Source organism: Alteromonas sp. 4NS20-0143 (assembly GCF_057542855.1).
Window position 1 is genome coordinate 740,031 of sequence record NZ_BAAJLR010000001.1, and the last position, 14,425, is coordinate 754,455.

9 protein-coding genes are annotated in these 14,425 nt (G+C 44.1%); 3 read left to right on the plus strand and 6 right to left on the minus strand.

Features of this window, described 5'->3' with window-relative positions:
• Positions 1–132: 132 nt before the first annotated feature.
• Complete coding sequence (locus AC27HD_RS03130; RefSeq protein WP_032095840.1) at positions 133–2,409, plus strand: TonB-dependent receptor; 2,277 nt, start codon at positions 133–135, stop codon at positions 2,407–2,409.
• Positions 2,410–2,538: 129 nt separating this feature from the next.
• Here the strand turns inward: AC27HD_RS03130 and AC27HD_RS03135 are convergent, their stop codons facing one another.
• The 4 genes from AC27HD_RS03135 to AC27HD_RS03150 all read right to left on the minus strand — a co-directional run bounded on the left by AC27HD_RS03135 (position 2,539) and on the right by AC27HD_RS03150 (position 9,817).
• Positions 2,539–2,895, minus strand: a complete 357-nt coding sequence (locus AC27HD_RS03135; protein WP_032095839.1) for a hypothetical protein — start codon at positions 2,893–2,895, stop codon at positions 2,539–2,541.
• Positions 2,896–3,137: 242 nt separating this feature from the next.
• Positions 3,138–5,390: a prolyl oligopeptidase family serine peptidase gene (locus AC27HD_RS03140; protein WP_487103721.1), complete on the minus strand. Its 2,253-nt coding sequence runs from the start codon at positions 5,388–5,390 to the stop codon at positions 3,138–3,140.
• A gap of 33 nt (positions 5,391–5,423) precedes the next feature.
• Complete coding sequence (locus AC27HD_RS03145) at positions 5,424–8,573, minus strand: efflux RND transporter permease subunit (RefSeq protein WP_487103723.1); 3,150 nt, start codon at positions 8,571–8,573, stop codon at positions 5,424–5,426.
• The gene (locus tag AC27HD_RS03150) at positions 8,570–9,817 is read right to left on the minus strand and encodes an efflux RND transporter periplasmic adaptor subunit (RefSeq protein ID WP_487103725.1); all 1,248 of its coding nucleotides are present in this window, start codon (positions 9,815–9,817) and stop codon (positions 8,570–8,572) included. The genes AC27HD_RS03145 and AC27HD_RS03150 overlap by 4 nt, the downstream gene beginning before the upstream one ends.
• Before the next feature lie 310 nt (positions 9,818–10,127).
• On the opposite strand from AC27HD_RS03150, the gene AC27HD_RS03155 reads away from it, so the two are divergent.
• Positions 10,128–10,436 (plus strand): isoamylase early set domain-containing protein, encoded by a 309-nt coding sequence (locus AC27HD_RS03155; RefSeq protein WP_269519848.1) that lies wholly within the window; start codon positions 10,128–10,130, stop codon positions 10,434–10,436.
• A 141-nt stretch (positions 10,437–10,577) separates the two neighbouring features.
• On the opposite strand, the gene AC27HD_RS03160 is transcribed toward AC27HD_RS03155, so the two are convergent.
• Both AC27HD_RS03160 and AC27HD_RS03165 read right to left on the minus strand, forming a co-directional pair.
• On the minus strand, positions 10,578–11,504 hold the full coding sequence (locus AC27HD_RS03160; RefSeq protein ID WP_349378334.1) for an electron transfer flavoprotein subunit alpha/FixB family protein: 927 nt from the start codon (positions 11,502–11,504) through the stop codon (positions 10,578–10,580).
• Positions 11,501–12,253 (minus strand): electron transfer flavoprotein subunit beta/FixA family protein, encoded by a 753-nt coding sequence (locus AC27HD_RS03165; protein WP_032095834.1) that lies wholly within the window; start codon positions 12,251–12,253, stop codon positions 11,501–11,503. Before AC27HD_RS03165 ends, AC27HD_RS03160 begins: the two co-directional genes overlap by 4 nt.
• A gap of 370 nt (positions 12,254–12,623) precedes the next feature.
• Here AC27HD_RS03165 and AC27HD_RS03170 point away from each other — a divergent pair, with 370 nt between their 5' ends.
• A complete protein-coding gene (locus AC27HD_RS03170; RefSeq protein ID WP_032095833.1) occupies positions 12,624–14,273 on the plus strand; it encodes an electron transfer flavoprotein-ubiquinone oxidoreductase in 1,650 nt (549 codons plus the stop codon).
• The last annotated feature ends 152 nt before the right edge of the window (positions 14,274–14,425 follow it).

Here is a 14,425-nt window from a genome sequence, read left to right on the forward strand (position 1 = left end):
TTAAGGGTAATTTCGCTAAAAACTGCAGCATTTTCTTATAAATTTAGGTAAACTCGCGCCCGTTGCGCAAATCCAAAAAATAACAAGCGCACGACACTACAAAGAAACTGACACAATCATCTTGGTGAAAACATGAGTTCATATAAAATCGCGACATTGGCGTTAGCTATCAGCGCCGCTTTTAGCACGTCGGCACTAGCTCAAGAAGCTACAACGACTGAAAAGAAAGAATCAGCCCTTGAAAAGATTACTGTAACCGCGCAAAAGCGAACGCAGTCTATTCAGGAAGTTCCTATTTCTGTTGCTACATTAAGCGGCGAGAAGTTCGAAAGCATTTTCTCAGGCGGTGAAGATATTCTTGCACTAGCTGTTCGCGTTCCGGGTCTTTACGCTGAATCATCAAATGGTCGCGTAGCACCACGTTTTTACATTCGTGGTTTAGGTAACACCGACTTCGACCTTGCCGCTTCACAACCTGTTTCTATTATCATGGACGAAGTGGTAATGGAAAACGTGGTTCTAAAAAGCTTCCCACTGTTTGACGTTCAACAAGTAGAAGTACTTCGCGGTCCACAAGGCACACTGTTCGGTCGTAATACCACTGCAGGTATTATCAAATTTGACACCGTTAAGCCTACTCAGGATCTTGAAGGTTATGCCAAAGCTGGCTTCGGCTCTTTTGGTACAATGAACTTTGAAGGCGCAATCAGCGGTGGTTTAACTGACGATCTTTCTGCTCGTTTATCTGTTTTATCGCAAGATCGCGATGACTACATTGATAACGCATTCACAGGCGAAGACGATGCAATTGGTGGCTATGACGAAAAAGCATACCGTTTACAACTTCTTTGGGAACCTTCTGCAGACTTCTCAGCACTACTAAACGTGCATGGTCGCGACCTTGAAGGTACAGCGTCTATTTTCCGTGCGAACGTTTTCGACAAAGGCAGCAACGACCTAAACGGTAACTACGACCGTGAAACTGTATTCTATGACGGTGACCTTGAAGGCGACGGTATCGACAACAACCCACAAGCATACGAAGGTTTTGGTACATCACTAAAACTTGAATATGACATGGACGACGTTACTTTCACGTCAATCTCAGCACTAGAAACGGCTGACGGTTCGAGCCTTGGTGATGTTGACGGCGGCTTTAACAACGCAGACGGCACATCTGGCCCAGGGTTTATTCCATTCTCTGCAGTGACTAAAGATGAGCTGAACGACCTTGAGCAATACACTCAAGAGTTCCGTATCTCTAGTAACACTACAGACGCTATGAACTGGCAACTAGGTGCATTCTATTACGATGCATCATTTAACGTTACCAGTATCGACGGCTTCTTCGGCGCAACCACAGTTTTCCACGAAAACCAAACTTGGGCGGTATTTGGTCAAAGCTCTTACCAAGTAAACGAAAAGCTAAACGTAACAGCCGGCGTACGTTACACGCACGACTCTAAGAGCCTTGTTGTAGGTGATCAAAACGTAAACGGCTTTGCGTTAGTGATTGGCGCTGCAAGCGTTCAAGACTATGACGACGTGAATGTAAGTGACGGTCAAGCGAGCTACGAATTAAGTGCAAACTACCGTATTACTGACGACATGTCTGTATTTGCACGTTATGCAAACGGTTTCAGAGCGCAAACTATTCAAGCTCGTGACGTAGCATTTGAAGCCTCACCTTCTGTAGCTGATTCAGAAACCATTAATTCATTTGAAATTGGTTTCAAATCTGACCTGCTTGATGACTCTGTACGCTTAAACGCTGCTGCTTTCTACTACACGGTTGACGATATGCAGTTCTCTGCAATCGGTGGTGGCAATAACTTCACTGCACTGGTAAACGCAGACCAGGGCGAAGCGTATGGTTTTGAGGTTGACGCGCAATGGTTAGCCACTGATGAGCTTAGCTTTACAGCAGGTTACAGCTACAACCACACAGAAATACAAGATGATTCTCTGACTATTTCGCCGTGTGGTACTAATGCAGATTCAGGGTTTACTGGTAATTGTACAGTAACCGACCCACGCCCTGACGGTTTTGTTGCGTCTATCGACGGCAACCCTTTCCCACAGGCACCTGAGTCAATCTTCAACTTTACAGCTCGCTACACCATTCCTATGGGCGACGACGGTGAGTTCTTCGTATTTACCGATTGGGCATTCCAAGGCGAAACCAACATCTTCTTATACGAATCCGTTGAGTTTACTACCGACAATAACTTTGAAGGTGGCTTGCGCGTAGGTTACGAAAACTTCGCTCATAACTACACAGTAGCCCTATTTGGTCGCAACATTACTGACGAAGATAACGTTAAAGGTGCTATCGACTTCAATAACCTAACTGGTATTGTTAACCAGCCTCGCATCTGGGGTGTAGAGTTTAAATACACATATTACTAAGCCATTTATTAACAAATAGCTTTTGTAATAAATAGCTTTTTATAATAAATAGAAACGGTAGCCAATTGGCTACCGTTTTTTTATGCGGGTTACAAACACTGCGTGGTTCTATCTGCGTAAGTTCTCCAATTATGCCGCTAACTGAACGTCTTGCTTACCACGTCTTACTAACTGTTCTAACTTTCTGCATACTTTCACCCAACGCGCCACACGTTGATAGTAAACCTGTTCTATGAGGTTACCTTTTTCGTCAAATAAAAAACTAGCCAGCTTTCCTTTATGTGAAGGCAAGTAGAAGTGGTGAACATTAAAACACTTCGATAACGGCGCATGCGCTACTTTTTGGTACATGCAAAACGGTAAGTTGTTTGCTCTTTCGTCACCGCCAGTCAGTCGCACCCGACGTTGAAATTCATCTGCACCAGGACTCACTAAAATGCCATATTTAGTAATTAACGTATCTACTGACTTAATACCTGTTTGCATATCGTCTCTCCTGCCAAAGCTTAATCATCATCGGAACACGCTTTCTACATAGTTTTTCTACTTAGTTGCAGAAGTAAGAAAGGGTGAAACCATTTTGATTCGAATTATTTTAAACCACACTGTATATATACAGTATATGTATATTCGTACAAAATGCAAACAAAAAAAAGCCGCTCATAAGAGCGGCTTTCAAATGTAGAGTAAAAAAGGTGAATTTTAGTGGGTCATTAAGGCATAAAAACCTAGTGCAAAGCAGCCTCTAGAAAGGCCCATTGGTCGGCATAGCCCTGAATTCTCATCCATGTGGGTGTGCCAGCGCCATGACCTGCTCTGGTCTCAACTTTTAGCAGTATGGGGTTATCACATCCTTGGTCTGCTTGAAGCTGAGCAGCAAATTTATAACTGTGCCAAGGTACAACCCTATCGTCGTGATCGCCTGTGGTTACCATAGTCGAGGGGTAACAGGTGCCCGCTTTTGTGTTATGTAACGGCGAATAAGCATAAAGCGCCTCAAACTGCTCTTTGTCTTCACTCAATCCATAGTCTGAAGACCATGCCCGGGCATTGGCGCTTGGCGTATGGTAGCGCAGCATGTCTAACACGCCCACTGCCGGTAGGGCTGCTGCAAATAGATCTGGTCGTTGAGTGATAACAGCTCCAACCAATAAGCCTCCGTTTGAACCGCCCTGCACCGCCAGCTTTTCACTTGATGTGTAGCCCTTATCTATCAGAAAGTTAGCCCCTGATATAAAGTCATCAAACACGTTCTGCTTGTTTAATTTAGTGCCAGCTTGGTGCCATTGCTCGCCGTATTCGCCACCACCACGAATGTTCGCGATAGCAAGCACGTTACCCTGCTCTACCCACACCATGCGAGAAATAGAGTAGCTAGGCAGTAAAGAAATATTAAAACCGCCATACCCGTACAATAATGTTTTGTTATTGCCGTCTAGTTCTATGCCTTTTTTATGCACAATAAACATAGGTACTTGGGTGCCATCTTTGCTGGTATAGAATACTTGCTTGGTCACGTAGTTGTCGTAATTGACGCCAGTATCAATGGTTTTAAAAACAGAGCTTGTTCCGGTGTCTAAATCGTATTTAAAAACCTGCCCAGGGTTTGTAAAACCGGTCAGCTTATAAAATGTCGAGTTTGCATTTCTACTGCCATTAAAGCCGGATACATTCCCAATATCTGAAAACGCTAACTCCTCTAGCTTATTGCCTTTGGTGTCAAACACAACAACGTTTGCTTTCACGTCTTTTAAATAACGCACGAACAGTTTACCGCCAAGCAGAGATACACCGCGAAGCGTTGCATCACGGCTTTGTATGATGGTGGTTCTATCACTGACGACTTTGCCCATTGATGACGTATCGCTTGCCGGGCTATCCGTTAGGGAAACTTGAATTACCTTTCCGGTAGGTGCGTTTTCAGTAGATGAGAAAAAGAGCATGTTGCCTTCTTCACCGATAAGCTCGTACCTGCCATCCCATTTATCAAAAATTGGCACCAGAGGCCTTTCTTCGGTAAGGGATTTCGCATAGACACCGTTTGACTGATAGCCTTCGAATACAGAAATAAGCAGCGTTTTGCCATCTTGAATTACCTCAGGATATGGGTTCCATGTTGGTTTATCATCAAACTTAAATACAAGCTTGTCTTCGCCTTGCTCGGTGCCTAATTGATGAAAGTAAATTGAAACGGTTTGGCTATCGTCATACTCACCGTTTTCATCTTGTGGATAGCGAGAGTAGTAAAAACCCGTTTCGTCAGGCAACCAGGCGATATTAGTGAACTTCACACCGCTTACGATATCGTTCATGTCTTGCTTTGTACTCACATCACGTACGTGCACTGTTTTCCAATCGCTGCCGCCGTCAGACAGTGTATAGGCAAGATAACCTGCTTGAGGGCTCACCTCAGTAGAGGCCATAGACACGGTGCCATCGTCACTTAGCGTGTTGGGGTCGATAAGTACGTCGAAGTTTCCTTCTCCTTTCCCTTCGCCTTCTGCATCGCTGGACACATACATGACATACTGATTCTGTAGCCCGTTGTTGTAAGTATAAAACACCTTCGAATTAACCATATAAGGTGTCGAGTACTTCTCGTAATCCCAAAGCGCAGTTAGGCGCTCTGTATAGCGCTCGTGAGATGGAAGCGCACTTAACAGCGGTTTAGCTAACGCATTTTGTGCATTAACCCACGCTTTCACCTCAGGTGTATCCTGCGCTTCTAACCATCGATAAGGGTCGTTTACTTTCACCCCGTGATAATCATCTACTTGAGAAACCGTTTTTGTCGTTGGGTAAGCCCCCGATGTAACAGACAGCGCAGGCATTGAAGTAGCGGTGCCCGTTTCTTGTGGGCTTAGGCTTGAGATGTCTGCACTTTCTTTTAAGGCCGAATCAGATTGGTACGCCGAATTACAGGCAACCACCGCACCGGCCGCTAGCACCACAGCAAATGAACGTATTGATTTAATTTTCAAATTACTCTCCTTAAAAACACGACAGATCTCAGATCAGCCTGCATTTTCAATTTCAGAATTACTGTTTGCCGCGTTATTCTTACCTTTAAAAATCATTCTTATGTCGTTAAGAATTAAGTACAGCGCAGGAACAAGAAGCAGTGTAATGACAGTGGCAAACAAAATACCAAACGCCAGTGAAATGGCCATTGGTATTACAATTTGCGCCTGTAAGCTGCGTTCAAATACGATAGGCATCAAGCCCATAAAGGTAGTCAGTGAAGTCAAGATAATGGCCCTAAAGCGCTGCGTACCCGCACTTATGGCGGCATCCATTAACGACAGTCCCTCTTTACGTGCCCGGTTTACAAAGTCAACCATAATGAGGCTGTCGTTTACCACAACACCCGACAGCGCAATAATTCCGCAGATGGACAGCACGCTTACCGCCATACCAAGCACCAAGTGACCAATAATGGCACCCACCACGCCAAACGGTATCACCGACATAATAATAAGCGGCTGACTGTAAGAGCGAAGCGGAATCGCCAACAGGGCATAAATGGCAAACAGAGCAAACAGCAGTCCTTGCATCAGGCTGAAAATAGCGTCGGCTTGTTCTTTCGAATTACCCTGTAGTTTAAACTCAACGTTGGGATAGCGAGCAAGTAAGTCTGGCATGATGTTATCTACAACATCATACGTCACCTCTGACGGGTCCATTAAGGCCTTATCCACTACACCTGTAATGGTGACCGAGCGTTTACCGTCAACGCGAATGATAGAGTCGAAGCCTTGACCTAAATTGAAGGTCGCAACTTGCTCAAAAGGGATCTCTTGGCCGTTTGGCGCTCGCACGCGCATATTTTCAAGGTGCTCAATAGAGCTGCGTTCAGATTTTGGATAGCGCACCATCACTTTAATTTCTTCATCGTCACGCTGAATACGCTGTACCTGCGCGCCGTAAAAACCAAAGCGAACTTGTTGACCTAACTGCTGCAGCGTAATGCCAAGGGCATCCGCTTGTGGCTTAAGCGCCAGCTGAATTTCATCGCTACCACCAGAGAACGTATCGTTAATGTCGGTAACGCCTTCGTAGGTATCAAGAACTTCTTTTATTTCATCCGTAATGGCGCGAAGCGCATTAATATCGCTAGAACTAAACTCGAAACTGAGGTCTGCACCACCGCCTGGCCCACCTGGCGAGCTAATGCTAAAGGTTTTCACACCGGGAATTTCTGGTACTTCTTCCCGCCAGCGATCTTGAATATCAAAGTCTGACAGTGTGCGAGTTTCCCCTTTGGTGAGCTCTGCAAAAATTTCACCACCCAAGTTTCCGTTATCGAAAGTCATGGCGTGTTTAATAACGTTAGAGCCCGTTTCTTCTTCAATCTTTTTGTCCATTCTACTCATGGCATCTCGAAGGGTATCGAGCACGCGATCGCGCTGAGCAATGGACGAGCCAGGCTCTAATTCAAAGCTTGCCGACATAAAGTCGCTTGGAATACTGGGGAAAAATACAAACCGCACAATCCCGCCACCAAATAAACCAACCGTTAAAATAAGCATGGCAAGGAAAGAGGCTACGGTGGTGTAGCGGTTTCTCACGGCCTTAGCCAAAAATGGGGCATAGGTATTGTGAATAAACTTCTTAATGCCTTCGCTGAAGAAGTCTCTAAAGCGCTGAAATTTATTTGCTTTTGCCGGGTCGTATGGCTTCAGCTTCATGTGCACTAAATGCGCGGGCAATATCAGCTTTGATTCTATTAGAGAGAAGACAAGACAAACAATAACCACCATACCAATGGTTTTCCAAATAATGCCGAAGGGCCCAGATACCATTAGCATTGGCGAGAATGCGGCAATGGTTGTTAACACGCCAAAGGTTGCAGGCATTGCTACCTTTTTAACTCCAGCGATAACATTTTCTGCACTGTGGCCTTTTGCGTCTATTTCGGAATAAGCAGACTCCCCCATAATAATGGCGTCATCTACCACAATCCCCAGAACTAATATAAAAGCAAATAAGCTAAGCATATTAATAGACACGCCAATCATGTCTAAAGGCATTACCAATAAGGTACCTAAGAAGCAAACAGGTAGCCCAATAATGACCCAAAACGCCAGCTTAATTTTAAGAAATAGAGACAACACCAAGAAAACTAACAAGGCACCGAAAAACATGTTTTCTAGCATCATGTTGAGTCTGTCAGCGAGGTAAAACGAGCTGTCTCCCCATGTGTCTGCTGTAATGTGCGCTGGGAAGGACTCTTTTTCTTTGTCGATGTATTGGTTAACTTGCTCAGATATTTCTAAGGCATTTTGATCGCCCACAGCGCGAACACGCAAACTGACCGCAGGCTTTCCATCAAATAAAGCGTACTGATTATTCTCGATAAAACCGTCGTTAATGTAGGCCACATCGCCTAAAGTTACCCGAGTACCGTTGCTGTTTGACACTAAAATAATTTGTGAAAAATCCCAACCGGTATACGCTTGGCCTTTCGTTCTTAATAAAATGTCGCCATTTTCAGTTCTAATTGAACCGCCAGGTAAGTCGATACTTGACTGGCTAAGACGCGCCACAACATCGGCAAAGGTGAGGTTATATTTTTGCAGGTCTGATTCAGAAAGCTCGATTGAAATTTCATAATCGCGAGCACCCACCACCTGAACACTCGATATGCCGGGCAGGTTTGCAATATCATCGCGAAGGTCTTTTGCAAACTCTTTTAACTCGCGCTCGTTAGCATCGCCATACACCGATACCCAGATAACGTCTTGCTGAATCTTTTGTCGATATATAACCGGCTTTTCTGTATCGGCAGGAAAGCTGGGAATTGCATCAACCTGTACCTTAATTTCATCGAGCAAAGACTTTACGTCGTAGCCCTCTTCAACTTGAATACTGACGGTTCCCATGCCCTCAACTGCAGTAGCGTTAAGCTGCTTAATTCCCTCAAGCTCTTTTACTGCTTCTTCTATTTTAAGCAGTACGCCCTCTTCCACTTCTTGTGGCGCAGCGCCCAAATAAGGAACTCGAACATTAACTACATCAATTTCGAAACTTGGAAACACTTGTTTTTGAATTGAAAATGCACCAAATAAGCCACCAACGACCAATAGCCACATCAATAAGTTAGCGGCTACGTTGTTGCGTGCAAACCAAGCAATCAACCCGCTATGTGTATCTATACGACTCATTCGCTGCCACCTTCTGAGGTATCAGTATTAATTTTTTCTTTATCTGAATTATTATCAGTGCTTTTATCTAGATCAGCTTCTTCGGCTAACACTATTTCATCGCCTGGTAGTCTAACTTTCATTCCGTTATAAGGGTTAGGAACTGCACTTGTCACTATCAGAGTGCCTTCGTTTATACCGCCGCTAATAAACACGTCTTCAGCCGTGGTGCGTGTTACATCAACAGGAACAATTTCAAGTTCGCGATTTTCATTCACAGTCAGTACGGTGTTATCTAAACGAAGAATATTGCGGGGAAGTACTATTAAGCTTTCGTCTCTGCCTGAGGTAATCTCGGCCTCAACAAATTGTCCAAATCGAAGTGGAGAGTCTTGCTCGTCATTAATTTGATAAGGCAATGTCACTTCAACAACAGCAAAAACTACACGACTGCCGGTATCCAAAATACCTTCAGAGCGAACTAGACGCCCAGTCCAACTGCGTTTTGCACCGCCCACCGTAGCCCGCAAAGTAACCTCTGCACCGTCTGATGACTGGTCGGCAATGTTGATAAACCTTAGGTCGCCATCGGTAATAGGCAGCCTTACCTCAGCGGTATCAGTTGAATACACTGTACCAATTGGCGTTCCCATTGCTACGAACTGACCTAAATCGATATTTCGCTCAACCACAATACCGTTGTAAGGCGCTTTTATTTTTGTGCGCTCCAAGTTACGTCTTGCACGCTCTAATTTTGCCTCGGAGGCTTTTACATTCGCTTGTTCTTTGGCGAGTTGCGGCTTGCGCAACCCCAACTCGGGAGGCGTTGAGTTGCGTACTGAACGCCATTCTTGTTCAGCAACTTTTCCTCTCGCAATTTCTTCTTGTAGCGCAGCCTGCGCTTGCGCAAGTTCAGCCTCAGCAAGCTTCATATCGGTCATGTAATCTTCTTGCTCTAGCACAGCAAGCACATCGCCTTTTTTAAACGTTCCCCCTACTACAAAATGGTCAGATAGAGAGACGACTTGTCCACTTACCTGAGCACTCAATGCAGTTTGATGTTTTGGGACAACATTACCCTGTGAACTGACGACAAAACTAATAGACTCGGGTGACACCTCTTGCGCGTCTACCAAAAAGGCCGGTATCTCAACGGGAACCTGTTCGGGTGGTTTTTTAGCGCTGATCATGATTGCTGCTGCAACGAATGCAACAACAATAATAATAAGTGGTATACCACTCTTCTTTAGACCGGAGTTCTTCATTTTCTATCCCTAGGAACGTGTTGCGAAGGCCTGTTAAATAAGACCTGATATTTTATTATTGTATGTAACCAGTGTACTGATTTTTCTTTTCTGTTGCTTTACATAGATTGTTAGATTTTATGTATTTTTTTTGAAAACCGCATCGCTACATAAAGCACGGGTAATATAAGGAATTATTGGACTAATAAAAAGTCTGATTGAAAAACTTTCGATAATCGGTGATTATTTATGCGCTCAAGTGAAAAAGAGCGTTAGAAAAGACACTTTTTTCTAAAAATAATATTTTCGCTACGTTGAAGAGAAACACATTATGAGTCTTAAGAAGCAATACCTTAAATCTAAACCAGTGTGCAAAGTGACATTTCGACTGAATGCGGAAGCAGCAGGAGAAGCGAAAAACGCAGAGCTTTGCGGCGACTTTACTGGCTGGGACGAAAAGCCCCTGTCGATGAAAAAGCTAAAAAGCGGTGACTTCACCCTAACAGTTAACCTAGAAAAAGATGCCGAATATCAATTCCGCTACCTTTTAGACGGTAAAACTTGGGAAAATGACTGGGAAGCCGATGCATATAGAACATCACCAGTTAGTTTTGAAGAGAACTCCGTAGTTCGCGTATAAGCCACTTGCAAGCCACACTAAAATAATTACAGATTCCCTACAGAAAGGGCTGCAGAAGCAGCCCTTTTTTATTGCGTGTTATCGCTCTTATTCAAACAGGTATTCAGTCAGCTGTTATACAAACATGCTGCTAATACTTAATTAAATAGCGCCTTCCAATTCTGGAAGTACTTCAAACAAGTCACCCACCAAGCCGTAATCTGCAACTTGGAAAATAGGCGCTTCTTCGTCTTTGTTGATAGCGACGATAACTTTAGAGTCTTTCATACCAGCAAGATGCTGAATGGCACCAGAAATGCCCACTGCAATATAAAGCTGAGGAGCAACAATCTTTCCTGTTTGACCCACTTGCATGTCGTTGGGCACAAAACCGGCATCAACGGCTGCACGAGATGCACCCATAGCTGCGCCTAGTTTGTCAGCAATACCTTCAAGAAGCTTGAAGTTCTCGCCGTTTTGCATACCGCGACCGCCAGAAATAACCACATCGGCAGCAGTAAGCTCAGGACGCTCTGACTCTGTAAGCTCTTCAGATACAAAATCAGACTTCTCGTTTGCTTTTACTACGTCGATAGCAGCAACTTCAGCACTATTACCTGTTGGAGCAGCATCGAAAGACGCAGCTCGCACAGTAATCACTTTCGTTGCATCGCTTGATTGTACAGTCGCTATCGCATTACCCGCGTAGATAGGACGAATAAACGTATCTTCGCTTTCTACGCCAATGATATCGGAAATTTGAGCTACATCGAGAAGTGCCGCAACGCGAGGCATGAAGTTCTTGCCCGTGGTTGTTGCTGCTGCAATGACGTGAGAATAATCGCCCGCTAGTTCAAGTACTAGATCTGCAACATTCTCAGCTAGCTGATATTTATAAACCGCGTTGTCTGCAAGCAATACCTTAGTAACGCCGTCTACTTGCGCCGCTGCATCAGCAACCGCCTGACAGCCTTCACCAGCAACCAATACATGAATGTCGCCACCCATTTGCTTTGCAGCATGCACTAGTTTATTAGTTTCGGTTTTTAGGCTCGCATTGTCGTGTTCTGCGTATACAAGTACTGTCATGAGATCACCTTCGCTTCATTTTTAAGTTTATCTACTAACTCAGCAACGTCTGCTACCTTAATACCACCCTCGCGCTGTGGCGGTGGCGTTACTTTAAGCACTTTCACGTGAGACTCTAGCGCTACACCAAAATCTGCCGCTGCTTTAACATCTAAAGGCTTGCGTTTAGCCTTCATGATATTAGGAAGTGATGCATAACGAGGTTCGTTTAAACGAAGGTCTGTGGTTACTACCGCAGGAAGAGAAAGCGCAATAGTTTGAAGGCCGCCGTCTACTTCACGTGTAACGTGTACTTTTTCACCGTCGATGGCCACTTCAGAAGCGAACGTGCCTTGAGGCATTCCCGTTAATGCTGCTAGCATTTGACCCGTCTGATTATTATCAGAGTCGATGCTTTGCTTGCCAAGAATAACCAGCTGTGGCGCTTCTTCTTCAACAACTTTAGCTAAAAGCTTAGCAACTTGTAAAGAATCTAGGTTTTGATCGGTATCAATCTGAATGCCACGATCAGCACCTAATGCCAATGCCGTGCGAATTTGCTCTTGGCAGCTTTTATCGCCTATTGAAACAACAACGATTTCAGTGGCAATGCCCTTTTCTTTTAATCTTACTGCTTCTTCAACAGCAATTTCACAAAACGGGTTGATGGCCATTTTTGCATTAGTAAGGTCGACGCCAGATTCATCGGCTTTCACTCTTACCTTAACGTTGTAGTCGATCGCGCGTTTGACCGGTACGAGTATTTTCATATTTACCTCAATTATAGAGTTCGTCGGTGTCTACTACGTTTCACTAATAATTAACTATTAAAAATTAAAAACGTATTACTTCACCACGCTTTTTGAAACTTTAATAAAGCACTTTACGTTAAAAAAAAACCGTGGAACGTCCGTTTTTACAAGGCTAGCTCGAAAAAGGCGTTAACACCACGTTTACCAGCGCATAAAATGCGTTGTCAGTTAACGTTAACGTAAACTGCTATGCAATGTACTTACTGTTGACGTAAACGTCAACCTGGATTACCTTGCAGGTCGACATTTAATTTACATGTTTTTGACACATTGCATTATTTGTTTCATCAATAGTGCATTATAAAAATACGAACATAAGGAGCCTCCCGTGGAACGAGAATCGATGGAGTTTGACGTAGTCATCGTCGGTGCCGGCCCAGCTGGACTATCAACTGCTTGTAAGCTCATGCAGCTTGCAAATGAAAATGACCAAGAATTAATGGTTTGCGTAGTCGAAAAAGGCTCCGAAGTAGGTGCACATATCCTTTCGGGTGCTGTTTTTGAGCCTCGAGCCATGAATGAACTCTTCCCCGATTGGAAAGAGAAAGGCGCGCCGCTTAACACGCCTGTTACCGAAGATCACATTTACCTGCTCAACGATGAGAATTCGGCCAAAAAGCTGCCAAACGGTATTACCCCAAAAACCATGCATAATGAAGGCAACTATATTGTCTCTATGGGTAATGTTTGCCGCTGGCTTGCAGAACAAGCTGAACAGTTGGGTGTTGAAGTATTCCCTGGCTTTTCTGCCGCAGAAACAATTTACAATGAAGACGGTAGCGTTGGCGGTGTAGTAACTGGCGACATGGGCGTTGGTGAAAATGGCGAGCATAAAGACGGCTACATGCCGGGTATGGAGCTTCGCGCAAAATACACGATATTTGCAGAGGGTTGTAGAGGCCATCTTGGTAAAGAACTTATTTCTCACTTCAACCTAGATAAAGACAGTTCGCCACAACATTATGCCATCGGCTTTAAAGAAATCTGGGATATCGACCCAGCCAAACACCAGCCAGGTTTAGTGGTGCACAGCGCGGGATGGCCATTAGATGAAGCCACTGGCGGCAGTTATATGTATCACGCCGAAGATAACCAAGTGTTTGTGGGCTTAATTGTTGACCTTAATTATGAGAACCCTTACTTAAGCCCGTTTGATGAGTTCCAACGTCTAAAACATCACTCGGTATTTAAGCAATACCTTGAAGGCGGTAAGCGGGTTTCTTACGGCGCTCGCGCCATTGCTAAGGGTGGATTTAACTCACTGCCTAAAATGACGTTCCCTGGCGGTCTATTAGTAGGTTGTAACGCTGGTACGCTGAACTTTGCGAAAATTAAGGGCAACCATACGGCCATGAAATCTGGCATGCTGGCTGCTGAGAGTATATTTGAAGCAATAAAAGAAAATAATGAAGCACCGGTTAAAGAATTAACCAGTTTCACAGACAAATTTAAATCGTCTTGGGTATACGATGAATTATTCCGTTCGCGTAACTTTGGCCCGGCAATTCATAAATTGGGTAATTTCTGGGGCGGTGCATTTAACACCTTAGAACAAAATTTCTTTAAAGGTAATTTACCCTTTACCATGAAAGACGAGCATAAGGATTATGCGCAGCTTAACGAAGCGGATAAATCACAAGAAATCAGTTATCCCAAACCAGACGGAGTCTTGAGCTTCGATAAACTATCTTCTGTGTTTTTATCCAATACAAACCATGAAGAAGATCAACCCTGTCATTTGCAATTGAAAGATCCTTCTATTCCAATTCAGATAAACTTACCGAAATTTGCAGAGCCTGCTCAACGTTACTGCCCTGCTGGTGTTTATGAAATTATTGAAGATGAAGGTGAAAAGCGTTTTCAGATTAATGCACAAAACTGCGTACACTGTAAAACCTGCGATATCAAAGACCCAAGCCAGAACATTAAATGGGTAGTGCCTGAAGGTACTGGCGGTCCTAATTATCCGAATATGTAAATGTTGAGTCGATTTGTGTAAAGGTTTGCTTTTTAGCGACTGAATTACGCTATATATCGTATTAAATTAAAAAGTGGGCTCTGCCCGCTTTTTTTTTGCCCGTTTATTAATTATTATCATTATGAATTTACACCCAACGTACTAAGGTTAAT